Source organism: Arthrobacter sp. Leaf141, assembly GCF_001424565.1.
In the GTDB taxonomy this organism is placed as follows: Bacteria; Actinomycetota; Actinomycetes; order Actinomycetales; family Micrococcaceae; genus Arthrobacter.
The window spans coordinates 30,034-52,503 of the sequence record NZ_LMOL01000017.1; the positions used below are offsets into that span (position 1 = coordinate 30,034).

Annotated in this window: 21 protein-coding genes and 1 tRNA gene; 17 read left to right on the forward strand and 5 right to left on the reverse strand. The window is 68.5% G+C overall.

Translation table 11 applies throughout. The features are described from left to right. Window positions 1-31 precede the first annotated feature (31 nt). The 3 genes from ASF72_RS13565 to ASF72_RS13575 all read left to right on the forward strand — a co-directional run bounded on the left by ASF72_RS13565 (window position 32) and on the right by ASF72_RS13575 (window position 1,908). Window positions 32-103 (forward strand) — tRNA-Val (locus tag ASF72_RS13565). A gap of 175 nt (window positions 104-278) precedes the next feature. Continuing rightward, complete coding sequence (locus tag ASF72_RS13570) at window positions 279-539, forward strand: antitoxin (RefSeq protein WP_050684119.1); 261 nt, start codon at window positions 279-281, stop codon at window positions 537-539. 202 nt (window positions 540-741) lie between these two features. Further along, the gene (locus ASF72_RS13575; RefSeq protein WP_050684061.1) at window positions 742-1,908 is read left to right on the forward strand and encodes a benzoate/H(+) symporter BenE family transporter; all 1,167 of its coding nucleotides are present in this window, start codon (window positions 742-744) and stop codon (window positions 1,906-1,908) included. A gap of 27 nt (window positions 1,909-1,935) precedes the next feature. Here ASF72_RS13575 and zapE read toward each other — a convergent pair whose 3' ends face one another. Next, window positions 1,936-2,973: a cell division protein ZapE gene (gene zapE, locus ASF72_RS13580; protein WP_050684118.1), complete on the reverse strand. Its 1,038-nt coding sequence runs from the start codon at window positions 2,971-2,973 to the stop codon at window positions 1,936-1,938. A gap of 215 nt (window positions 2,974-3,188) precedes the next feature. Here zapE and ASF72_RS13585 point away from each other — a divergent pair, with 215 nt between their 5' ends. Genes ASF72_RS13585 through ASF72_RS13600 form a run of 4 tightly spaced genes read left to right on the forward strand, consistent with a single transcriptional unit; the run spans window position 3,189 to window position 5,627 of the window. Then, window positions 3,189-4,112 carry a sulfurtransferase gene (locus tag ASF72_RS13585; RefSeq protein ID WP_056599744.1) on the forward strand — a complete coding sequence of 308 codons (924 nt, stop codon included), beginning with the start codon at window positions 3,189-3,191 and terminating at the stop codon, window positions 4,110-4,112. A gap of 26 nt (window positions 4,113-4,138) precedes the next feature. Next, a complete protein-coding gene (locus ASF72_RS13590; RefSeq protein WP_050684059.1) occupies window positions 4,139-4,597 on the forward strand; it encodes a SufE family protein in 459 nt (152 codons plus the stop codon). A gap of 9 nt (window positions 4,598-4,606) precedes the next feature. Then, window positions 4,607-5,101 carry a Cys-tRNA(Pro) deacylase gene (ybaK, locus tag ASF72_RS13595; RefSeq protein ID WP_050684058.1) on the forward strand — a complete coding sequence of 165 codons (495 nt, stop codon included), beginning with the start codon at window positions 4,607-4,609 and terminating at the stop codon, window positions 5,099-5,101. Continuing rightward, window positions 5,094-5,627, forward strand: coding sequence for a hypothetical protein (locus tag ASF72_RS13600; RefSeq protein ID WP_157370989.1), 534 nt, complete (start codon window positions 5,094-5,096; stop codon window positions 5,625-5,627). Before ybaK ends, ASF72_RS13600 begins: the two co-directional genes overlap by 8 nt. Before the next feature lie 24 nt (window positions 5,628-5,651). Here the strand turns inward: ASF72_RS13600 and ASF72_RS13605 are convergent, their stop codons facing one another. After that, window positions 5,652-6,911 carry an alpha/beta hydrolase family protein gene (locus tag ASF72_RS13605; protein ID WP_050684056.1) on the reverse strand — a complete coding sequence of 420 codons (1,260 nt, stop codon included), beginning with the start codon at window positions 6,909-6,911 and terminating at the stop codon, window positions 5,652-5,654. Between the two features lie 103 nt (window positions 6,912-7,014). On the opposite strand from ASF72_RS13605, the gene ASF72_RS13610 reads away from it, so the two are divergent. From ASF72_RS13610 to ASF72_RS13650, 9 genes are all read left to right on the forward strand, one after another. Then, window positions 7,015-7,506 (forward strand): hypothetical protein, encoded by a 492-nt coding sequence (locus ASF72_RS13610; RefSeq protein WP_056599747.1) that lies wholly within the window; start codon window positions 7,015-7,017, stop codon window positions 7,504-7,506. A gap of 14 nt (window positions 7,507-7,520) precedes the next feature. Next, a complete protein-coding gene (msrB, locus tag ASF72_RS13615) occupies window positions 7,521-8,048 on the forward strand; it encodes a peptide-methionine (R)-S-oxide reductase MsrB (protein ID WP_082178153.1) in 528 nt (175 codons plus the stop codon). A gap of 144 nt (window positions 8,049-8,192) precedes the next feature. Beyond that, a complete protein-coding gene (locus ASF72_RS13620; RefSeq protein WP_056599748.1) occupies window positions 8,193-9,560 on the forward strand; it encodes a DUF6421 family protein in 1,368 nt (455 codons plus the stop codon). Then, on the forward strand, window positions 9,557-10,282 hold the full coding sequence (locus tag ASF72_RS13625) for an SDR family oxidoreductase (protein ID WP_056599749.1): 726 nt from the start codon (window positions 9,557-9,559) through the stop codon (window positions 10,280-10,282). The genes ASF72_RS13620 and ASF72_RS13625 overlap by 4 nt, the downstream gene beginning before the upstream one ends. Before the next feature lie 84 nt (window positions 10,283-10,366). Next, window positions 10,367-11,458, forward strand: a complete 1,092-nt coding sequence (locus ASF72_RS13630) for a threonine aldolase family protein (protein WP_056599751.1) — start codon at window positions 10,367-10,369, stop codon at window positions 11,456-11,458. 57 nt (window positions 11,459-11,515) lie between these two features. After that, the gene (locus tag ASF72_RS13635) at window positions 11,516-12,166 is read left to right on the forward strand and encodes a DUF3000 domain-containing protein (RefSeq protein WP_056599754.1); all 651 of its coding nucleotides are present in this window, start codon (window positions 11,516-11,518) and stop codon (window positions 12,164-12,166) included. 58 nt (window positions 12,167-12,224) lie between these two features. Beyond that, window positions 12,225-13,556 (forward strand): HRDC domain-containing protein, encoded by a 1,332-nt coding sequence (locus ASF72_RS13640; RefSeq protein ID WP_056599757.1) that lies wholly within the window; start codon window positions 12,225-12,227, stop codon window positions 13,554-13,556. A 119-nt stretch (window positions 13,557-13,675) separates the two neighbouring features. Then, window positions 13,676-14,956 (forward strand): thiolase family protein, encoded by a 1,281-nt coding sequence (locus ASF72_RS13645; protein WP_056599759.1) that lies wholly within the window; start codon window positions 13,676-13,678, stop codon window positions 14,954-14,956. Continuing rightward, window positions 14,953-17,124 carry a 3-hydroxyacyl-CoA dehydrogenase NAD-binding domain-containing protein gene (locus ASF72_RS13650; RefSeq protein WP_056599762.1) on the forward strand — a complete coding sequence of 724 codons (2,172 nt, stop codon included), beginning with the start codon at window positions 14,953-14,955 and terminating at the stop codon, window positions 17,122-17,124. The genes ASF72_RS13645 and ASF72_RS13650 overlap by 4 nt, the downstream gene beginning before the upstream one ends. A gap of 116 nt (window positions 17,125-17,240) precedes the next feature. Here ASF72_RS13650 and ASF72_RS13655 read toward each other — a convergent pair whose 3' ends face one another. The 3 genes from ASF72_RS13655 to ASF72_RS13665 are packed head-to-tail and all read right to left on the reverse strand — an operon-like array spanning window position 17,241 to window position 20,814. Then, window positions 17,241-19,199, reverse strand: coding sequence for an ABC transporter ATP-binding protein (locus ASF72_RS13655; protein WP_082484272.1), 1,959 nt, complete (start codon window positions 19,197-19,199; stop codon window positions 17,241-17,243). A gap of 2 nt (window positions 19,200-19,201) precedes the next feature. Beyond that, a complete protein-coding gene (locus tag ASF72_RS13660; RefSeq protein WP_050684047.1) occupies window positions 19,202-19,945 on the reverse strand; it encodes an energy-coupling factor transporter transmembrane component T in 744 nt (247 codons plus the stop codon). Window positions 19,946-19,995: 50 nt separating this feature from the next. After that, complete coding sequence (locus ASF72_RS13665; RefSeq protein ID WP_056599763.1) at window positions 19,996-20,814, reverse strand: hypothetical protein; 819 nt, start codon at window positions 20,812-20,814, stop codon at window positions 19,996-19,998. A gap of 217 nt (window positions 20,815-21,031) precedes the next feature. On the opposite strand from ASF72_RS13665, the gene ASF72_RS13670 reads away from it, so the two are divergent. After that, window positions 21,032-22,456: a mycothione reductase gene (locus ASF72_RS13670; protein WP_056599764.1), complete on the forward strand. Its 1,425-nt coding sequence runs from the start codon at window positions 21,032-21,034 to the stop codon at window positions 22,454-22,456. The last annotated feature ends 14 nt before the right edge of the window (window positions 22,457-22,470 follow it).

Here is a 22,470-nt window from a genome sequence, read left to right on the forward strand (position 1 = left end):
TGAAATCCCATTGACCGGTTTTCCCGGTTCCGGGCGATTGGCGCAGCGGTAGCGCGCTTCCCTGACACGGAAGAGGTCACTGGTTCGATCCCAGTATCGCCCACACTTGCAGCAGCTCTTCCGGAGCTGCTTTTTTGTGCCCTTTCGACACCCGCCAGCCACTGGCATCCGCTGCGGGCGAACAGCTAAACCCACTGTTTTCCTTGGCACCTGCTGGTTCCGGGGCTAGGATCGAAGGCGGAGGAGCGACCTGGCTCCGCGATTGAAGGGAGGTGCTCGTGGGACTGATTGACGATCTAAAGGGCAAGGCTCAGGGTCTTATCCATGGAAACGAGCAGGCCATCAAGAACGGCATCACCAAGGCCGGCGATTTTGTTGATACCAAGACGGGCGGAAAGTACGCCGGTCATGTGGACAAAATCCAGGATGGCGCTTCCAAACTCGTGGACAAAAACGGTACCCCCGGTCAGGCACCTGCCAATGAGCAGGTTCCGCCGGCCCCTGTGAACCCGGTTCCGCCGGTTGACAGGGCTCCGTAAAGGATTCGGCCAGGGTTTTGCCCTAGCACGTCAAGGGGGCGCGGGTCCCGCCGGGAGGCGGCGCCCGCGCCTTTGGCGTTTAATCAGGCAGCTACCGCCCAGCGGGACCGATTCACCGTCCGCCCGGCCGCGCCGGTAACCTGCCCTCATGGCGAAATTACCCGCACCACCGCGGCAGCAACCGGCACGCAGGCTTTCCGGAATGGATTCCCGTCCGATCGTGGCCGGAACCGTTACCGCGCTGGTGGGCTTCACCTCATCGTTCGCCGTGGTCCTGGCGGGCCTTCGTGCGGTGGGCGCGGATGCCGGCCAGGCCGCATCCGGCCTGCTGGCCGTAACGCTGGCCGTTGGCTTGGGCGTCCTGGTCCTGTCCTTCCGCGCCAAAGTGCCGGTGACCCTCGCCTGGTCCACCCCCGGGGCGGCCTTGCTGGCAACGTCGGGAGCGGTCGACGGCGGGTGGCCGGCCGCCGTCGGCGCCTTCCTGGCGACGGGGGTACTGATCGCCATGACGGGCCTGGTGCCCGCCCTCGGCCGGCTGATGGCCAGGATTCCCACGTCGCTGGCGCAGGCCATGCTGGCCGGTGTGCTCCTGCAGCTGTGCCTGGCACCATTCAAGGCACTGGGCAGTGTTCCCCTGTTTGTGGCCCCGGTGATCATCTGCTGGCTGGCCATGATGAAGTTTGCGCCGCGCTGGTCTGTTCCGGCGGCCCTGGTGGTGGCGCTCGGGGTCATCGGGATCTCGCTGGCCGCCACGGGTACAGGCCTGGGCGACGGCGCCCTCCTGCCTGCCCTGGTGTGGACGGCGCCCGCTTTCAGCCTCCAGGCCATGGCCGGGATCGCCCTGCCGCTGTTTGTGGTGACCATGGCATCCCAGAACATCCCGGGCGTGGCGGTGCTCCGGTCCTTTGGCTACGAAACCCCGTGGCGGCCCTCGATGCTGGTCACCGGTGCAGGGACGGTGCTCGGGGCGCCCTTCGGCGGCCACGCGATCAACCTCGCAGCCTTGAGCGCCGCCCTCGCAGCGGGGGAAGAAGCGGGCGCTGACCGGAGCCGGCGCTGGCTGGCCGGCTTCACCTCCGGGCTGGCCTACCTGGTGCTGGCAGCCTTCTCGGCCGCCCTGGTCACCCTGGTCAGCGCGGCACCAGCCGGAATGCTCGAAGCCGTAGCGGGGCTTGCGCTGCTGGGCACCCTGGCAGGCTCCATCTCATCGGCCCTGGCGGACCCGGAAGACCGGATCGCTCCGGCCGTTACGTTCCTGATGGCAGCGTCCGGGCTGGCCTTTGCCGGCATCGGCTCTGCCTTCTGGGCCCTGGTGGCAGGGCTGGTGGTGCGCGCAGCACTCCGCCCGGACAGGCAGGCAGCGGACTGAAACCGGCGGCCGCCTGCAGCAGACGGGTCAGGACGGTTCGTGGTTCTGGCCTTCCCGGGCCAGTGCCGTGAGCCGGGAAACCGCACGGAAGTACTTCTTCATGTACCCGCCGGTCATCATTTCCTCGGTGAACAGCTTGTCGAACGGCACGCCGCTGGCGAGGATGGGCACGTCCTTGTCGTATAGCCTGTCGGCCAGGACCACAAACCGGAGGGCCACGGACTGCTCGGTGATGGTTTCCACGTTGCGCCACACGATCCCGTCGATGCCGCTGATCAACTGCCGGTACCGGCTGGGGTGCACCCCGGCCAGGTGCGCAAGCAGGGTGCTGAACTCATCGTCGGCCACCGTCTTGCCGGCAAACTCTGCTTTTACGTGGGCCGAGAGGTCGCTGTTTTTCAGCGGGGCGGGGGCGGCGGGCAGGCCGCGGTGCCGGAAATCCTCGCCGTCGATCCGCAGCACGTCGAACTGGTCCGCCAGGACCTGGATCTCGCGCTGGAAATCCACGGCGGCGAACCGGCCGTCGCCCAGGGAACCAGGCAGGGTGTTGGACGTCGCAGCGAGCTTCACGCCGGCGTCGGCCAGTTCCCGCATCAGGCGGGACATCAGGACGGTGTCGCCCGGGTCGTCAAGTTCGAACTCGTCAATGCAGACCAGTTTGTAGCTGCTCAGGGCCTCCACGGTCTTGCGGAAGGACAGCGCCCCCACCAGGTTGGTGTACTCCACAAAGGTGCCGAACGCCTTGGGGCCCGGGGCCAGGTGCCAGAGTGAGGCGAGGAGGTGGGTTTTGCCCACACCGAATCCGCCGTCAAGGTAGATGCCCGCACGGGATTCGTCCTTTTTGCCGAACAGCTTCTTGAACAGGCCACCCCCGCCGCCGGTACCGACGCCTTCGGCGAAGCCCTGCAGGGCGTGGACAGCAGCGGCCTGGCTGGGCTGGTTGGGATCCGGCCGGTAGCTTTCAAAGGACACCTGGCCGAACCGCGGCGACGGGAAGAACCCTTTGAGGAGTTCATCCACCGACACCGCCGGTGTGCGGGCGGCGAGCTGTTCGATCTGTACCAAGGTGGTCCGTTCTGCTGGTGGGTGGTCCCGGGAAATGATACCGGCAATGCCCGGCGCGGACGGGTGCTGCCGCCGGGGGACCACGGCGGCGTGACCAAGGCAACATTTCGCCCTGTTAACGGAATACGGACATCGTTCCGGGCGCTGGCTAGGGTGGGAGCAGGTCCCAATGCCGGTCCCGCGGTGCTCCCGTGTTCTCAATGAAAGGCCAAAACATGCCCTACGCGGTTGAACAGAACGACAAGTTCGCAGCCTACGCCCACCCCGAACGCCTGGTTTCCACCGAGTGGCTCGCCGCCGCCCTGGCCGACGGCGCCGTGGAGAACGGCGGCCTGGTGGTGGTGGAATCCGACGAGGACGTCCTGCTGTACGAGACCGGCCACATCCCCGGCGCCGTAAAGATCGACTGGCACACCGACCTCAACGACGACGTCACCCGTGACTACGTTGACGGCGCCGCGTTCGCGGCCCTGGCCGCAGCCAAGGGCATCTCGCGCGACAGCACCGTGGTCATCTATGGCGACAAGTCCAACTGGTGGGCAGCCTACGCCCTCTGGGTATTCACCCTCTTTGGGCACCAGGACGTCCGCCTGCTCGACGGCGGCCGGGACAAGTGGGTGGCGGAGGAGCGGGAACTGACCCGGGACAGGCCGTCCCCGACAGCCGGCACGTACCCCGAGGTTGAGCGCAACGACGCCCCCATCCGTGCGTTCAAGGACGATGTCCTGGCACACCTGGGCAAGCCCCTGATCGATGTCCGCTCCCCCGAGGAGTACACCGGGCAGCGGACCCACATGCCCGCTTACCCGGAAGAGGGCGCCCTGCGCGGCGGCCACATTCCCACCGCAGCGTCCATCCCGTGGGCTCGGGCCGCCGCACCTGACGGCACGTTCCGGGACCGCGCCGAGCTTGAGGCCCTGTACCTCGGCGAGGCCGGGCTCACCGAAGGCGACGATGTTGTGGCGTACTGCCGGATCGGCGAGCGTTCCAGCCACACCTGGTTCGCCCTCAAGTACCTCCTGGGCTTCGAGTCGGTCCGCAACTACGACGGTTCCTGGACTGAATGGGGCAACGCCGTGCGCGTCCCCATCGTCAAGGGCGCCGAGCGCGGCTCCGTGGCCGTCACAACGGGAGTCTGACCCGCCGTCGACGTAGACTTGGGCTGATGACTACTCAAGCCCTGCCTTCCGCCCTGGCGGCAATCGTTGACGACTTCCAGGCCCTCACCGAGCCTGAACGGCTGCAGCTGCTGCTGGAATTCTCGGAGGGACTCCCCCAGCTTCCGGACCGGCTCAAGGACCACCCCGAGCTGCTGGAGCAGGTGGTGGAGTGCCAGTCGCCGCTGTTCCTGACCATTGAAACGGAAAAGAACGCCGGTCCGGCCAGCCCCGTCCACTTGTACTTCAAGGCACCGGTCGAAGCCCCCACCACGCGGGGCTTCGCCGGGGTCCTGCACGAGGGCCTGGACGGGCTCTCCGCGGAGCAGATCCTGGCGGTGCCGGATGACATGCCGGAGCTGCTGGGCCTCACGCGGGCCATCACGCCGCTGCGGATGCGCGGCATGACGGCCATGCTGGGCCGGATCAAGCGCAAGGTCTCCGCAGCGTCGGGCATCGGCCGCTGACGCAGTCTTATGGCACGGAAGAACACCTCACAGGGAACTCCTGCAACAGCGGCACTTGCCGCGGCAGGGGTTCCCTTTGTGCTGCACCCGTATACGCATGATCCGGCAGCGCCCAGTTACGGGACCGAGGCCGCGCAGGCCCTGGGCGTGGACCCGGCCCGGGTTTTCAAAACACTCATGGTGGATGTTGAAGGCAGGCTGGCCGTGGGCATCGTCCCCGTCAGCGGGACCCTGGACCTGAAGGCCATCGCAGCTGCCCTGGGAGCCAAAAAAGCCGCCATGGCTGACCCGGCTGCGGCCCAGCGCCGCACGGGCTACGTGCTGGGCGGCATCTCGCCCCTGGGCCAGCGGCTGCCCTCCCCCACCGTCCTGGACAGCAGTGCCCTGGCTTTGGCCACCGTGCTGGTCTCCGGCGGCAGGCGGGGCCTGGACATCGAACTGGCGCCGGCTGACCTGGTCCGGCTTACGTCTGCCGTCACGGCGGCCATCGGCTCGCGTGCCTGAGCACCAGGCGGCACGTCCACCGGAGGGCGGGCCGGACGGCGGGCCCTCCGGTGGACGTGAGCGCAGGCCGGGCGGCAGGACGCCGGTGGTCCTGGGTCCGTTCGCTTTTATCAAAGGCTGGCTGATTGCCGTGGTGCTGTGGGTGGCGGGCCTGTGCATTGTCCAGGTGACGCAGGAAATTATCTCGTCCCGGCAGGCTGATGGCGGCGCGAACTTTGTGCCTGGCATGATCATGATGCTGGTGGTCTACGGTTTCGGGACCGCGTTGTTGGTGGCCACGCCGCTGGCGGCCCTGCTGGCGTTCCTGCTGCGGCCCGTGCAGAACCAGTGGCTGCATGTGGCGGCTTTTTTCGCCGTGCCAACCCTCACCTATTGGGTCCTGGGCGGCCTGCTGGGGCTGGGCTGGACGCTGGCTGCGCTGGGTTTCTGGGCCACGGTGGGTGCGTCCGCCGCGGTGGGACGCCTTGCCGTGTGGCGAAACGTGACGGCGTGGCAGGACGATGCCCTGCAACCCGGCGGAAGTTAGCCCGCTGCCCGCAGGACGGGCCCGTCAGTTGGCCCCGGGGTTACGGCGGGGTGCCAGCTGCTGCCGCAGCCACGCCTTCACCAGCCGCTCCCAGCGTTCCGGATCCACGTTCCATTCCTTGGTGTGCCGGGCCCGGCTGAACGGCTCGAACGTCACCATCTCCGGGTTCCGCTCGGCCAGCAGGGTGGATGGCGGGTAGGGGACGTACTCGTCGTCCACACTGTGCAGGATCAGGGTGGGCGTCCGCAGTTCCACGGCCCGGGACACCCAGTCCATGGCTTTGAGGTCCACGGGGGCAGACAGGCCGGTGAGCCGGCGGCCCAGTGGGTGGCCGAGCATCAGCTGCCCGTAGCGTCCCACCAGGGAAGGAATGCGGTTCAGCTGGGCGTGGTGGGCCAGGACGTTGACCCAGTCGATCACCGGTGCATCCAGCACCATGGCGCGGATGAGGTGGCGGTAGCGGGAGAGGTCCGCGGTCTGCAGGCAGATGGCGCCGCCCATCGACCAGCCGAAGAGCACAATTTCTTGTGCACCGTTCGCCAGCGCGTACCCGATGGCTGCCTCGATGTCCTGCCATTCGGTGGAGCCGAGCCCGTACCGGCCGTCGTCCGCCGACGGTGCCAGCCCGTCGTTGCGGTAGGACACCAGCAGGCTGGTCAGCCCCAGTTCCAGCGCCGGGCCCACGGCCCGCAGCGCCTCCTGCCTGCTGGCGCCCCTGCCGTGCACCATGATGGCCCACGTCCGGGGGTTGCCCCCGGCCCGGACCAGCCACGCTGGGGCCTGGCCCCGGTCAACGTCAATCAGGACGTCCTCCGCGGGATACCCCGCGGCGGCCGGGTCAGGGTGGAGCGCACCGCTCCACCAGCCCCAGCGGGCCTTTTCCAGGTCGCCGCTGTACACCGCTTCAACCTCCCGCAGCACCGTCCGTTCGGCCGGCGAGTAGGAAATGATCCGGCCGATGCGCGCGTGCCCTTTGCCGCCGTCGAAATAAAACCCGTACGTACCCTCCACGGTGGTGTCGTCGCTGGCGGCGAAGATCACCTGCCGGGCCTGCCCGTCCCGGATGACGGCCAGCACTTCCTGGTCCGCCGTACGCTGCCGGGCGGGGGTGATGACCCGACGGGCAAAGTACACGGCGAGCGCCGAAGAACCGGTGGCCAGCAACCCTGCCAGGGCTCCGCCGCCGATCGTGCCGCCAATGGCCCATTTGGTCCGCAGCGACATCCTGGCGGGCTCCGGGGAGGCGGCGGTGCGGGAACGGCGGGTGCGCTGCGAAGAAGCCATGCTCCTATTCTTACCGCCCCCTGCGGTGTTGCCCGCATTTTGCCGGCGGTGCGTGCCGCGGCCCGGGCGTGCGGCCCCAGGTGCGCAGGACTAGGCTAAGGCCATGAGTGATCCCATCGTCATCCTGACCGAAGAACCCCTGGGGGCGGACGACCGCCTGAACATCGAGCGCCTGGTGGACGGAGCTGATTCGACGCTGCTGCTGCTTGTTCCTGCCAATACGGAACGGCATCTGCTGGTGGACTTCCTGGAGAACCTCTCCATGCTGGACATTGCCAAAGCCTTCAGGGACCTCACCTCCTCGACCCCGGACCCCGGTACGGAACGCGCCCAGGCCGCCGAAACCCTTGCCGTCTCCCTTGAGGCGTTGTCGGGCCTCGGCTCCGGCGTCACCGGCGAGGTGGTGGACGTCCGCGCGGTTGACGCCCTGGTGGCAAAGGTCCGCGATTCCGGCGCCACCCAGGCCGTGGTGATCACCCGCCCGCACGCCGTGGCGGACACCTTCCACACCGATTGGGCCAACAAGGCACAGGACCAGCTGGGTGTTCCCGTCCTGCACCTGTACGCGGGTTCGGGATTTATCGGCGACTCCTGAGCGTTGCAACGACTATGAGCATCTTCGGCAACAGCATTTTCAAAAAACAGGCAACCACCGCGGTCCCCGCCCCGGCAGGAACCGGTGACGACGCAACCCCCGCAGGTCCCAGCGTTGAAAAGAGCGATGCCCAGTGGCGGCAGGAACTGACTCCCGAGGAGTACCAGGTCCTGCGCAAGGCCGGCACCGAGCGCCCCTACACGGGTGAGTACTGGGACACCCACACCTCGGGCGTCTACCAGTGCAGGGCCTGCGGCACCGAGCTTTTCACCAGCAACGAGAAGTTCGACTCACACTGTGGCTGGCCTTCCTTCTGGGCCCCGCTGGCGGACGGCACCGTCCGCTACATCCACGACCGGACCCTGGGTATGGAGCGCATCGAGGTGCGCTGCGCCACGTGCGACTCGCACCTGGGCCACGTGTTTGAGGGTGAGGGCTACAACAACCCCACTGACCAGCGGTTCTGCATCAACTCGGTATCGCTCAAGCTGGTGGAAAAGGAAACCGGCCTGCCGGCCAGTCCCGGGTCAACGGGCGCCTGATCCCTTAGCGCCGGGCCGGTCTCACCAGACCGGCCCGGCCATTGAGCAATAGTATTTCTTAGGCTAAGCCGTATTTTAGATTAGTTCTTCTGGTTGCTTGCTACGCTTTTTGCAGACCTAAAGCAATCAGGAAGGCAGCCTCCGATGACTGAAACCATCACCACCGCCATCGCCGGGATCTCCGCCGACAACCCGGACTGGACCGCACTCAAGGCGGCGGCCGGCACCCTGCAGGCCCTGCAGGCACAGGACGGTTCAGTCCCGGATCCGGCGGACCATCCCGCAGCGGCAGCACACGTCGAGGACATCATTGCCGCGATCGGCGCCCTGGCCCCGGCCTTCCCGCACGATGCCCGGTATCTGGCCGCCGTGTGCACCGATTTCGACGGCTGGGCTGCGGCCGGCTTCGCCGTGCCTGACTTCCTGGCATCCCTGCTGGCCTTCCAGCCACAGGAGCAGCGCGTGAACGGCCTGCAGCACCTGGTCATCTTCCCGATGTACACCCAGAACGGCAGCAGCAGCCGCTTGGTCGAAGCAGTCCTCCTTGAAGTGATCTGGCCCGAATTCATCGCCGCGCTGGAAGCCGGGGACTACTCCAACAAGCTGTTTGTCCCCATCCGTTTTGTGGACTTCACCGCAGGCTACGACACCAACTCCGCGGTCCTGTTCCCCGAAACGGTTGCCGTCAGCACCACTCCCACGTTCACGTGGGGCGCCATTTTCGCCGACCGCGAGGCAGTGCGGTTCCGCCGGGTCCTTAAAGCCGCCGCAGGCATCACGGGCCTGGAACTTCCGGCGGGTGCCGCGGAACTGCTCGCGGACCAGGACCTCACGGAGGCCACCTTCGTGATGTGGGACCTTATCCACGACCGCACCCACATGCGCGGCGACCTGCCCTTCGACCCGTTCATGATCAAACAGCGGATGCCGTTTTTCCTGTACTCGCTGGAGGAACTCCGCTGCGACCTCACGGCGTTCCGCGAGTCGGTCCGCATCGACAAGGACGAAAATGCCGATCCGGAAGCCCGCCGGCACGCCAGGCTGGTGCAGTACGCCATCATCTTCGACAGGATCTTCCGGTTCGCCATCACCGGCAGCCGGGTCCGCAACTACGACGGCCTGGGCGGCCAGCTCCTCTTCGCCTGGCTGCACCAGCGGCACGTGCTGCATTGGACGGACACCCGCCTCAGCATCGACTGGGACAACGTCGCGGACGCCGTGATCGCCCTTGGGACCACCATCGACGACCTGTACTGGCGCTCCATCGACCGGCCCAAAACCGCGCACTGGCTTGCCGCCTACCAGTTGGTGGCCGGCACCCTCACGCCCCACCCGGCATCGGCCTGGGCCAAGGGCCCGGACGCCCTGCCGCTGGACGGTCCGCCGCGGGGCCTGACCGACCAGGTCCTTGACGATGAATTCCCGCTGTCCATGTTCTACGAAGCATTGGAGAAGAAGATGCGTCCCGTCATTGAATCCACCGCGGGGCTCACGGGCGGGTCGCCGCTGTGAGCCTTGGGTCCACGCCGGCAACCGTCCTGGTCACCGGCGGCAGCGGCCCCTCCGGCGTAGCAGTCGCCCGGGCCCTGCACGCCGCCGGGCACCGGGTGTGCACCGTTGGTTCCGATCCGGACCGGATCGCCGACGCCGCCCGGCAGGCGGGTACCGGCGTCACCGCCTTCACCTGCGACCTTTCAGTGCCCGACGACGTCCGGCAGCTCCGCGCGGACGTCACGGCGGCCGCCGGGCCGGTGGACGCCGTGATCCACCTGGTGGGCGGCTGGCGGGGTGCCAAAGGCATCGCGGACCAGACGGACGAGGACTGGGACTTCCTGGCGCGCGGCGCCATCACCACGCTCCGCAACGTCTCCCGGGTGTTTTACGACGACCTCGCTAAGTCTTCGGCCGGCAGGTTCGCCATGGTGTCCTCTACCGCGGTGACCCGCCCCACGGCGGCAACCGCCAGCTACGTGGCAGCGAAGGCGGCGGCCGAGGCCTGGACCATGGCCATGGCAGACGGGTTCCGGCGGGATGCCGGCCCGGGGGACGAACTGCACGCGGCCGCCGTCGTCCTGGTGGTCAAGGCCCTGGTGGACGACCAACTGCGCAGCAGCCATCCCGACCGGACCTTTCCCGGCGCCACCGACGTCGCGGACCTGGGTGCCGCCGTCGTTAATCTCTTTACCACCCCGGCGGACCAGCTTAATGGCACCCGGCTGGTCCTGGCCCCCTGACCTCCGGCAGCCGCGCAACCCGCAGCCGCGGACCCGCACCGCGGCGCCTGCGGCTGTCCCTAAACTGAAAGTGTGAGCAAACCTTTGACAACCACAGCCGAATCCGCCACCGCCGCGCGCCTCCACAACCCGGACATCCGCGGCTTCGCATCCGATAACTATTCCGGCGTCCACCCGGAAGTCCTGGCTGCGCTGGCGGCCGCCAACGAAGGCCACCAGGTCTCCTACGGCGAGGACGACTACACCGCCCGGCTGCAGGACCTGCTGGCCGAACACTTCGGCGCAGGCATCGAATCTTTCCCGGTCTTCAACGGAACCGGCGCCAACGTGCTGGCGCTGCAGTCGCTGCTGCCGCGCTGGGGCGCCGTCGTCTGCGCGTCCACCGCCCACATCAACATGGACGAGAACGGCGCGCCGGAACGCATCGGCGGGATCAAGCTCCTGCACGTCCCCACGCCTGACGGCAAGCTGACACCGGAACTGATCGACCGCGAGGCTTGGGGCTGGGGCGATGAACACCGGGCCCAGCCGCTGGCCGTCTCCATCACGCAGACCACCGAGCTGGGGACCTGCTACACCCCGGAGGAAGTGGCGGCCATCGCCGAACACGCCCACGCCAAGGGCATGAAGCTGCACATGGACGGCGCCCGGCTGGCCAACGCCGCAGCCCACCTCCAGGTTCCGCTGCGGGCCTTCACCAGGGACGCGGGCGTGGACATCCTCTCCTTCGGCGGCACCAAAAACGGCCTGTTGTTCGGCGAGGTGGTGGTGGCCCTGAACCCGGAGGCGGCCTCAGGCCTGGTGTACCTGCGGAAAATGAACATGCAGCTGGCTTCGAAAATGCGGTTTATGTCCGCCCAGTTCATCGCGCTGCTCGAGGACGGCCTGTGGCTGCGCAGCGCGTCGCACGCCAATGCCATGGCCACCAGGCTGCGCGCCGCAGTCGACAGCATCGACGGGGTGCTGCCCACGCAGAAAACCGAATCCAACGGTGTCTTCGCCGTCCTCCCGGAGGGCGTGGCTGACCGCCTGCGTGCCTCGTTCCGCTTTTACGACTGGAATGAGGCTGCACGGGAAGTGCGGTGGATGTGTTCATTCGACACCACCGAGGAGGACATCGATGCGTTTGCCGCCGCGATCCGTCATGAACTTCGGGACTACCGCCAGGGCAGCTAAGCGCTGCCAACGGCGAGCCTTCCGGCGCTCACCTGCACCGTTGCGTACTCTGCGAAGGTGAACGCACTTGACCAGGTTCCCCCGGACTTCCTCCGGGCGTTGGGAACCCTCAGGAAAGCCCAGTGCCGCAAGGAACTGCGCCTGGCCGAGATTCCGGCCCCGGCCCGCCTGGCGCCCTTTGCCGTGGCGCTGGGCGCGGAGGTCATGGCCCACGGCGCCGGCACAGCCGCCACCGCCCTGCACGGACCCGCCGCAATGGCCCTCGCGGCCGCGGCGGGTTCCGCTGGCGATGACGATACGGAACTTGCCACCGGCCGCTTCATCCTCCTGCACGACCCCGACGGCTCGGCCGTGTGGGACGGCGAATTCCGCATCGTGACCTACATCAGGGCAGAGCTGGAAGCCGAGATGGGCAACGACGAGATGCTGGGCACGGTTGCCTGGACCTGGCTGGTGGAAGCGCTGGAAAACCACAAGGCCGACTACCGGGCAGCCGGCGGCACCGCCACCCGCGTCCTGTCCGAAAGTTTCGGCACCCTCTCCGAACGGCCCGGCACCATCGACATCGAACTCCGCGCATCCTGGACGCCTGCCACCGCCGATGTGACAGCGCACCTTGAGGCCTGGTCTGACATGGTCTGCACGTTCGCTGGCCTGCCGCCACTGCCGGACGGCGTCACCGCCCTGCCCCACCGGCGCCGGAACTAGGATGCCGAACCGTCCCCCGACAGTCCCCAACCGGGCCGCCCGGTAAACTGGAAGCATCATGACCCCAAACATTCCGGAAAACACCACGGCCGGCGACCCGGCTGCTGAGACCGCACCCCACATCACGGTGGAGGGCTTCGAAAGCCCCATCCCCGAAGTCATCGAGCTCGACACCCCCCGCGAGGGGGTCCCGCTGGTCATCGAAACGGCCGCCGGACTGGAACGGTGCGCCGCGGCCATCGCCGCCGGCACGGGGCCTGCAGGGGTCGACGCCGAACGGGCGTCAGGGTTCCGCTACGGCCAGCGCGCCTTCCTGGTCCAGATCCGGCGCGAAGGCACCGGCACCTGGCTGATCGACCCCGAGCCGTTCGACAACCTGGACATCATCAACGACGCCCTCTCCGGCGTCGAATGGATCCTGCACGCCGCCAGCCAGGACCTGCCCTGCCTGTCAGAGCTGGGCATGTGGCCGGACCGGCTCTTCGACACCGAACTCGCCGCCCGCATCGCCGGGCTCCCCCGCGTTGGCCTGGCCGCCGTGATTGAGCAGCTGCTGGGCTTCGGCCTCGCCAAGGAGCACTCCGCAGCGGACTGGTCCACCCGCCCCCTCCCCGAGCCCTGGCTGCGGTACGCGGCCCTGGACGTGGAGGTCCTCGCCGAGCTCCGCGAGGAACTGATCGAACTGCTGGCAGCCGACGGCAAACTGGACTACGCCGAGCAGGAGTTTGCCGCAATCCTGGCAGGGGGTGTGGCGCCGCCCCGGGTTGACCCTTGGCGGAAAACCTCCGGCCTGCACCAGATCCGGGACCGGCGCCAGCTGGCCGCTGTCCGCGAACTTTGGCTGGAACGCGACTCGCTGGCCCAAAAGCGCGACGTCGCCCCGGGCCGGCTTATCCCCGATTCGTCCCTGGTGGCGGCAGCCAAGGCCATGCCCACCACCGTCCCGCAGCTCCTGGGCACCAAGGGCTTCCACGGCCGCGCTGCCCAGCGTGAAGCACCGCGGTGGCTGCGCTGCATCGCCACCGCCCGCGCCATGGAGGACCTGCCGCCGCTGCACCTGCCCACCAACGCCCCGCCGCCGCCGCGCGTCTGGGCCGACAGGGATCCCGAGGCCGCAGCCCGGCTGGCCACGGCCCGCCCGGCCCTGCAGGAGCTGGCGGAGAAGCTGAACCTGCCGCTGGAAAACCTTTTGACCCCGGACACCCTCCGCCGGGTGTCCTGGCGGCCGCCGGCCGAGATCACGGCGGAGGGCGTCGCAGCCGGTCTGCTGGCCCTGGGTGCCCGCCAGTGGCAGGTTGACCTGACGGCGCCGTTGATCACCGAGGCGTTCCTCCACCCGCAGCCGCTTCCCCCCAAGGAACCGCGGCAGGCCGTGGCTGCGGGACAGTAGCCGCCTGCCTCAGGGCCCTTGCGGCCTAAGTTACTCACGAGTAACATCGAGTGTACCGACGCCTGGCACTGCCGCACTCCGGCACGCGGCCGGCGCACCGTCTCGATGAGGAGTAATACGTGAGCCACCACGGAAGCGGCGCAGCCCAGCGCACCGTCCGCGACGTCGTTTTTGTCGACGGCGTCCGCACCCCCTTTGGCCGGGCGGGAGAGAAGGGGATCTACGCCGGAACCCGCGCCGATGACCTGATCGTCAAATGCATCCGCGAACTGATGCGCCGGAACCCGTCACTGCCGGCAGAGCGGATCGACGAGGTGGCCATTGCCGCCACCACCCAGACCGGCGACCAGGGACTCACCCTGGGCCGCACCGCCGCACTCCTGGCGGGGCTCCCGCGTACCGTTCCCGGTTTCGCCATCGACAGGATGTGCGCCGGGGCCATGACCGCCGTCACGGCCACCGCCGGCGGCATCGGGTTCGGCGCTTACGACGTTGTCATCGCCGGCGGCGTGGAGCACATGGGCAACCATCCCATGGGTGCCGGGGCGGACCCCAACCCGCGTTTTATGTCCGAACGGCTGGTGGACCCGGCAGCCCTGAACATGGGTAACACCGCAGAAAACCTGCACGACCGTTTTCCCGCCATCACCAAGCAGCGGACCGATGCTTACGCCGTCGCTTCACAGGAGAAACTGGCCGCCGCCTACGGTGCAGGCAACATCCAGCCGGACCTGGTTCCGGTGGCCACCAAGAAGCCGGGCCAGGGCTGGACGGTCAACAGCGTGGACGAGCCGCCCCGCCCCGGCACCACCCTGGCCGACCTTGCAGCGCTTCGCACCCCGTTCCGCGCCCACGGCCGGGTCACGGCCGGCAACGCAGCGGGCCTGAACGACGGTGCCACGGCCGCACTGCTGGCGTCGTCGGAAGCCGCCGCCGAACTTGGCCTGCCCGTGAAGATGCGGATGGTCAGCTTCGCGTATGCCGGCGTCGAGCCTGAGGTTATGGGCATCGGGCCCGTCCCCGCCACCAAAAAGGCCCTCCGCAACGCCGGGCTGGACATCTCCGACATTGGTCTGTTCGAGATCAACGAGGCTTTCGCGGTCCAGGTCCTGAGCTTCCTGGACCACTTCGGCATTGCCGACGACGACCCCCGGGTCAACCGCTACGGCGGTGCCATTGCCGTAGGGCACCCGCTGGCATCCTCCGGGGTGCGGCTGATGACCCAGCTGGCACACCAGTTCGAGGCCGACCCTTCAGTCCGGTACGGCATCACCACCATGTGCGTGGGCCTGGGCATGGGCGCCACCGTGATCTGGGAAAACCCGCACCACCCCGACTACAGCGGCGCCGCACCCACCGCCGCCGCAACCGCAACCGCCGCCGAAGGAGCCACCGCATGAGCGCCACCGATTACCGGGAACTGGCAGCCCTCTTCCCCGACGAGACCATTACCCACTCCTACGTCCAGGACATCGAGCTCCCAGCTGCGGGCGGTAAGCCGGGCGGCGGAACGTTCGCCCTGATCACGCTGGACAACGGTCTGGACCATACAAAGCCCACCACGCTGGGGCCCAATACCCTCATTGAACTGGGACAGGCCCTGGAGGCCCTCCGGGACCGGGCGGCCCGCGGTGAGATCGTCGGCGTCGGCGTGACCGGAAAGCCCCACTACCTGGTGGCAGGCGCCGATCTTTCCGCCGTGAAGTCGCTGGAGCAGCGCGAACATGGCCTGTGGATGGCCCAGCTGGGGCACGATGTCTACTCCACCCTAGCCAACCTGGGGGTGCCCAGTTTTGCGTTCATCAACGGCGCTGCCCTGGGCGGCGGGCTGGAGGTGGCGCTGCAGTCCACTTACCGCACCGTTTCCACTGGCGCCGGCGCCCTGGCCTTGCCGGAGGCCTTTATCGGCCTGGTGCCCGGCTGGGGCGGCGTCTACATCCTGCCCCGCCTGATCGGCCCCGAAAACGCCGTCAAGGTCATGATCGAAAACCCGCTCAGCAACAACCGGACCCTGACCGGCCAGCAGGCCTTCGGGCTGGGCATCGCTGACGCCCTGTTCGAACCCGCCGATTTTGTGGAGCAGTCCCTGGCGTGGGCAGCGCGCGTGATCTCCGGTGACCTGGTGCCGGAGCGTCCCGACGCCGTCGACCCCGCCGATCCTGCCACCGCCGGACGCTGGGACGCCGCGGTGGCGGCGGGCCGGCAGCTGGTGGAAGCCAAAACATCCAACGCCGCGCCCGCGCCGGGCAAGGTCCTGGACGTGATGGCGGCCAACCGCACCATGACGCAGGCCGAGTCCGCGGCACTGGAATGCGAAACCCTGGCCGACCTGATGCAGACCGACGAATTCCGCTCCACCGTCTACGCCTTCCTGGACCTGGTCCAGAAGCGGTCCAAGCGTCCAGCAGGCGCCCCCGACCGCAAGCTGGCCCGGCCCGTCACGAAAGTGGGGGTGGTGGGCGCGGGCCTGATGGCCGGCCAACTGGCCCTGCTCTTTGCCCGGCAGCTCAAGGTTCCGGTGGTCCTGACGGACATTGACCAGGCCCGGGTGGACAAGGGCGTGGGCTATGTACACGCCGAAGTGGACAAGCTGCTGGCGAAGAAGCGAATCAGCCAGGACGCCGCCAACCGGACCAAAGCGCTGGTGACAGGATCCGTGTCCAAGGCCGCGTTTGCCGACGCCGACTTTGTCATCGAAGCGGTCTTCGAAGAACTGAACGTCAAAAAGCAGGTCTTTGCCGAGCTCGAAGGCATCGTGTCGGACGAGTGCATCCTGGCCACCAACACCTCGTCGCTGTCCGTCACGGCCATGGCGGCGGACCTGCAGCATCCCGAGCGCCTGGTGGGGTTCCACTTCTTCAATCCGGTGGCTGTCATGCCGCTGCTTGAAATTGTCCGGGCCCCGCGGACCGACGACGCGGTCCTGGCCACGGCCTTCGAACTCGCCAAGGGCCTGCGGAAGACGGGTGTGCTGGTCAAGGATGCGGCGGCGTTTGTGGTCAACCGCATCCTCCTGCGCCTGATGGGAGAGGTCACCGCTGCGCTGGACGAAGGGACGCCGGCTGACACCGCCGACACCGCACTGCGGCCCATGGGCCTGCCCATGTCGCCCTTCACCTTGCTGGCCATGGTGGGCCTGCCGGTGGCGCAGCACGTCCAGGAATCCCTGAACACGGCCTTTGGCAGCCGCTTCCCGGTCTCTTCCAACCTGCAGAAACTAATCGACAGCGGCGTCAAGGGACTCTGGGAAGACGTGGACGGCACCCGACGGATCCCCGATTCGACGCTCGCCCTCATGTCCTTCGGGACCCAGCCGTCCACGGCCGAACAGGTGCTGCGCCGCACCCAGGACGCCCTGGCGGAGGAGATCGGCCTGATGCTCGCCGAAGGCGTGGTGGCCGGGCCGGAGGACATCGACCTCTGCATGATCCTTGGCGCGGGCTGGCCCATGTTCCTGGGCGGCATCACGCCGTACCTCGACCGGGTGGGGGCTTCCGAGCGGGTCAACGGCAAGCGGTTCCTGCCGGCCGGTGTGGCGTCCAGCGTCGCGGTGGGCGCGGACGCCTGATCCGGGCCGGGTTTCCGGTGCTGGCTGGGTTTCCGGTGCCGGCCGGGTTTCCGGTGCCGGGCCGGGATTCGGTGCCGGCCGGGTTTCCGGTGCCGGGCCGCGTTTCCGGTGCCGGCTTAGCCCGGAACCAGGCTGCCGCCCGTCAACCGGAGAATGCGGTGCGCCGCCGTCCGGGCGTACTCCACATCGTGGGTGACCAGCACGACGGCGGCGCCCGCCTCCGCGGCCGACCTCACCGCGGCGTCCAGGACCGCCAGCCCGTTGCCGTCCAGCCCGACGGTGGGCTCGTCCAGCGCCAGGACGGCTGGCCTGCGCGCCAGGACTGTGGCCAGGGCCAGGAGCCGCTGGTGGGAGCCGGGCAGTTCGGCGGGGTGCTCCCCTGCTGAATCCGCCAGGCCCACCTGGGCCAGGGCAGCCAGTGCCCGGTCGCCGCCTGGAGCCTGGCCGTCCCGGGCGGCGTCGATGCGGCCCAGGGGGCTCAGGCGGTCCAGGCGGTCCAGGCGGTCCAGGTGGTCCAGGCCGAACTGCACCTCGCGCAGCAATGACCGTTCAAACAGCTGGTCGCGCGGGTGCTGGAAGAGCAGCCCCACGTGAGCGGCCGTGCGGCCCACCGGGACGCCGGCAATATCTACGCCGTTCACCAGCACCTTGCCGGTCACAGGTCGCAGGAGTCCGTTGAACATCCGCAGCAGGGTCGATTTCCCGACGCCGTTGGGCCCCGTGATGGCAACAATCTCGCCCGGGTGCACCTCAAGGAAAAGGTCCCGCAGGATGGACCCCCAGGCTGGTTGCACGCCAGCGTCAACGGCTGCGTTCCGGGTTGTTTCCAGAGCTGGGTCCGTTGTTGCCGGTTCTGCTGGTGTCTGTTTTGTTGTTGTGGGGTCTTCCAGTGTCGGTTCCGCCGGCGCCCGGCGCCAACGGCTGCGCCAGGGCCGTCCGGCCGTTGCCCGCGCTGCGGTTGCGGGCGCTGCGGTTGGGGGTGCGTCGAACCCAAAGGTGACGTCCGTAAGCTGCAGTGCCGGTGCGCACTTGCCCTGCAGACGTGGTGCTTGCGGGTTCCGGACGCCCGGGGCAGCCGGCACCGGAGTTGCGGCGAAGGATCCGCCGGCCGCTGGGTGACCTGCCCGCGCAACCGACGTTCCGGCGGCGACCCCGCCGGTGCCCTGACGACCTGCCGCGCGACGGATGCCCGCCGGCAGCAGGGCGGGCGCGGACATCAGCCCGTCAGGTGTCCCGCTGGTTACCACGGTGCCTCGGTCGAGGATCAGCCAGGAGTCCGCGTCAAAGAGCGGCGGGTCGATGGCCTGGCCCAGGATCACCACGGCAGTTCCGGCCTTGTTCAGGTTGCGCACAAAGTCAGCCAGACCCGCCGAGCCAGCAGCATCCAGCGAAGCGTACGGCTCATCCATCAGCACCAATGGCGGGCCGGTGATGACGGCGCAGCCGATCGCCAGGCGCCGGAGCTGACCCCCGGAAAGCCGGTCAGGGCGGCGGTCCAGGAGTGCGGAGAGTCCCAGCAGGCCAGCAGTCCGGGTCACGGCTTCGCGCATGGCCGCTGGCGCCGTGCCCTGGTTTTCGAGCCCGAACGCCAGCTCCTCGGCCACGGTGGCCCGGACAGTGGACAGGATGGCTGCCGCGTCCTGGGGAACGAAGCCCACCTGGCGTCCCCAGGCGGCGGGATCGATGCGGGGGTCCGCGGCGGTCCCGCCAAACGCGATCCGCGTCCCGGAAACCTCGAGGTGGCCCTGCAGTGTTCCCCCGCTTCCGGGCAGCAGCCAGCCGGCCAGGAGCCTGCCCAGGGTCGATTTTCCGCTGCCCGAGGCGCCCACTATCGCTGTCAGCGAGCCAGGCTCTACTGCTAGATCAATGTCCTGCAGGGCAGCTGCCGCATGGTCGGGGTAGGTGAAGTTACGGATGCCGGCTGCCAGGACAGGCCCGGCACCTGCAGCTGCAGGTGCACCTGCTGTGGCGGGCGTCCTGGCCTCCCGTTCCTGCCCCGCAGCTGCACCCCGCGCGGCGGGCGTCCCGTCCCGGGGTTTTTGCCCGGCGGCACCGAGCCGTTGTGGTTCAGCCATGGCTACGCTCCCCCGCTTCCGGGCCACAGCCGCCATGCCACAGCAGCGGCGGCCGCAAGGACCAGGGCGGGACGCAGCAGCCGCTGAGCGGCAGAGTCGGGCACTTCCCGGTAGCTGGTGCGTGGTCCCGGCGCACCAAAGCCCCGGGCCTCAAGCGCTGCGGCACGGGTGCCGGCATCTTCCACCAGGGACAGCACCAGGGGCACTACCTGCTGCCGGAAGGCTGCCAGCCGGGCCACCGGCCCGCGCCGGATCACCAGGCCGCGCGCTTCCTGGGCCTGCCGGATGTGGTCCACGCGTGCGGCGATGGCAGGCAACAGCGTAAGAGTGGAAGCCAGGACAAAGGCGAACCGGCCCCGCACACCGCGGGCGGACAGCGCGGCCACCAGGTCCGGCACGCTGACGCTGAACGAAAACAGCAGGAGGACCAGCACCACTGCCGAAAGCTGCACTCCCCGCCCGCCAGCAAACGCCAGCCCTTCAGCGGTCACGCGGACAGGACCCCACTGCGCCAGCACGGTCAGCCCGCCGGGAAAGGAAAGCCCATGGACCAGCAGCAGCGAAAACCCCAACGGCACCAGGATGGCCACGGCGGTGGGCAGCAGCCGGCGGGCCGAACCGCTGACGGCCGAAATGCCAACCGCCACGACAGCAACGGTGAGGGACAGCGGCAGGCTGGCTGCCGCCGTCGTCATAACTGCTGTGCTGCCGGCAGCGGCAAGCAAGGTCAACGGGTGTAGGCGCACTGGCCTCAGCTACCGGTGTTCGGGGGTTCGGTGGATCACGGGCCTGCTGCTCAGGCAGCCCGATCCGTGGTGTCGCCGGCCAGGACGCGGTGCTTGCGCAGGAAAGGGAATTGCATCCGGGCCCGGCGGGGCAATGCGTAGACCAGAACCGCCACCACGGTGAAAACGATGGCCTTGTCCATGGGGTCCGAGATCAGGGCCTGCTTGGTGATGGCCGCCAGAAGTGTGTCGCCCATCGCGCGGAACGCACCCACAATCGCACCGGTGGCGACGCCGGAGGTACCGCCGAAGACAAATGCGGCCACCGGCGCCGAGACCACGCCGCCGATGATGCCCGTCACAAAACCCGCCACGGGGGCGAGGTAGAAGCGGCGGAAGAAGCCGTGCCGGGCGGCCAGGCCTGCCAGGGCGCCGATCAGGGCGGCGCCGGCAGCAAACGGAAGCACCGTGGGATTAAAGAGGGACCAGATGATGCTGCTGAGGGCGCCCGTGGCGGCACCGGCGGCCGGGCCTGCCAGGACGGCGATCAGCACGGTTCCCACCGCGTCAAGGTAGAACGGGACCAGGGTGCTGCCCACAAACTGGCCCAGCACGATGTTCAGCACCAGCGCCACCGGGATCAGGGCCACGGTGGATGCCGGCAGGGTGGGCAGGACTGCGGCGATCAGCAGGACCGCGCCCACCAGGAACCCGGAGAGGGCGATGAGGGCCGGGGCACTGCCGGGGCCGCCGGTGATGTCAGCGGGCTGGTTCAGCACCAGGTAGATGTAGGTTCCGGCGATGGCCAGGGCACCGGCGGCCTCCAGCAGCCTGCGCTTCCGGGCTGCGCCGGGGCCGGCTGCGGGCAATGTCAGGGAGGGCGATGACATGGGGTTTCCTTCAGGGGTGCGGGCACGGGGACCGGAATTGCCGGGCCGCGCGGAACGCCGCCTATGTCACCTCGGCAGCGGCCTGCGGACAATGCGTCCGGCGGGCCGCCCACCATTCTACGGGCCGGGCGCGGCATGCTGCGCCGTCCTGCCATAAACTGCCGGAGGAAGGCCGGGCGGACCCGGACCCCATTTTTACCCCCGGAAAGACGGATACATGCCCCACTATGACCTGGCCATCATCGGCTCCGGATCCGGCAACTCGCTGATTACGCCGTTTTGGGACACCAAGCGGGTGGCCCTGATTGACGGCGGCGTGTTCGGCGGAACCTGCCTGAACGTGGGCTGCATCCCCACCAAGATGTACGTCTATCCGGCGGGCCTGGCGGCGACGCCTGCCGAGGCTGCGCGGCTCGGGGTGGATATGAGCCTGGACAAGGTGCACTGGAACGGCATCCGCGACCGGATCTTCGGCCGGATCGACGCCATCGCCGAGTCCGGGCGGAAGTACCGGGCAGATGAACTGGACAACGTGGACCTGTACCAGGAGTACGTGCGGTTCACGGGGCCGCGCACCCTCGTGGGCACGTCCGGCGTCGAAATCACCGCCGACCAGGTGGTGGTGGCGGCAGGGTCCCGGGCGGTTCTGCCTGACGTACCGGGAATCGACCTGCCCCAGGTGCACACCTCCGACACCGTGATGCGCATCGACGGGCTGCCCGCCAGGGTTGTGGTGGTGGGTGGTGGCTACATCGCCGCCGAGTTCGCGTCCGTCTTCGCCGGATTCGGCTCCGAGGTCACCCAGGTGAACCGGTCAGGCCGGCTGCTGCGCGGCATCGACGCCGACGTTTCAACGCGCTTCGCCGCCGCGGCCGCCGCCCGCTGGAACCTGGTGCTGGACCACTCCCTGGAAGCCATCAACGATAACGGCGACGGCACCGTGACTGCCGTGTTCAAGGCCGCGGACGGCAGCCCGCTGCGCCTCGAGGCGGACGTGGTGCTGATGGCCACCGGCCGGGTCCCCAACTCCGACCGGCTGGACTTGGCTGCGGCCGGCTTCGACCTCACCAGCAACGGCACCCTTGCCGTGGACGGCAACCTGCGGATCCTGTCGGAGGGCAAGCCAGTAGCGGGCCTCTATGCGCTCGGGGACATCGCCAACGAATACCAGCTCAAGCACGTTGCCAACCGGGAAACCCGGGTGGTGGCCAACAACCTGGAAAACCCGGACCGGATGCGCAGCATCGACTACACCGCCGTCCCGTTTGCCGTGTTCTCGAACCCGCAGGTGGCATCCGTTGGCTTGTCCGAGGAGGACGCGCGGGCAGCAGCGGAACCGGGCACCGACATTGTGGCGGCAGTCCAGGACTACGGCAGCACGGCCTATGGCTGGGCCATGGAGGACGAAGAGGGCGTGGTCAAGCTGGTGGCGGAGAAGGCCACCGGCCGGCTGGTGGGAGCGCACATCATGGGCCATGAGGCCTCCATCCTGATCCAACCCCTGGTCCAGGCCATGGTGGCCGGCACAACAGTCCACCAGTTGGCGCGCGGCCCGTACTGGATCCACCCCGCGCTGACCGAAGTGGTGGAGAACGCGCTCCTCGCCTTGGACGTGGACGTCCCCGCAGACGCGCCCCTGTAGGCCGGTCCGTTGCC

What these genes read in the sequence shown, in the direction of transcription:
- ASF72_RS13610 (WP_056599747.1), top strand. Translation starts at nt 7,015, where the DNA reads ATGAGTGATCCCATCGTCATCCTGACCGAAGAACCCCTGGGGGCGGAC.
- ASF72_RS13590 (WP_050684059.1), top strand. Translation starts at nt 4,139, where the DNA reads ATGACTACTCAAGCCCTGCCTTCCGCCCTGGCGGCAATCGTTGACGAC.
- ASF72_RS13620 (WP_056599748.1), top strand. Translation starts at nt 8,193, where the DNA reads ATGACTGAAACCATCACCACCGCCATCGCCGGGATCTCCGCCGACAAC.
- ASF72_RS13605 (WP_050684056.1), bottom strand. Translation starts at nt 6,911, where the DNA reads ATGGCTTCTTCGCAGCGCACCCGCCGTTCCCGCACCGCCGCCTCCCCG.
- ybaK (WP_050684058.1), top strand. Translation starts at nt 4,607, where the DNA reads ATGGCACGGAAGAACACCTCACAGGGAACTCCTGCAACAGCGGCACTT.
- ASF72_RS13665 (WP_056599763.1), bottom strand. Translation starts at nt 20,814, where the DNA reads ATGTCATCGCCCTCCCTGACATTGCCCGCAGCCGGCCCCGGCGCAGCC.
- ASF72_RS13575 (WP_050684061.1), top strand. Translation starts at nt 742, where the DNA reads ATGGATTCCCGTCCGATCGTGGCCGGAACCGTTACCGCGCTGGTGGGC.
- ASF72_RS13650 (WP_056599762.1), top strand. Translation starts at nt 14,953, where the DNA reads ATGAGCGCCACCGATTACCGGGAACTGGCAGCCCTCTTCCCCGACGAG.
- msrB (WP_082178153.1), top strand. Translation starts at nt 7,521, where the DNA reads ATGAGCATCTTCGGCAACAGCATTTTCAAAAAACAGGCAACCACCGCG.
- ASF72_RS13655 (WP_082484272.1), bottom strand. Translation starts at nt 19,199, where the DNA reads ATGGCTGAACCACAACGGCTCGGTGCCGCCGGGCAAAAACCCCGGGAC.
- ASF72_RS13585 (WP_056599744.1), top strand. Translation starts at nt 3,189, where the DNA reads ATGCCCTACGCGGTTGAACAGAACGACAAGTTCGCAGCCTACGCCCAC.
- ASF72_RS13670 (WP_056599764.1), top strand. Translation starts at nt 21,032, where the DNA reads ATGCCCCACTATGACCTGGCCATCATCGGCTCCGGATCCGGCAACTCG.
- ASF72_RS13640 (WP_056599757.1), top strand. Translation starts at nt 12,225, where the DNA reads ATGACCCCAAACATTCCGGAAAACACCACGGCCGGCGACCCGGCTGCT.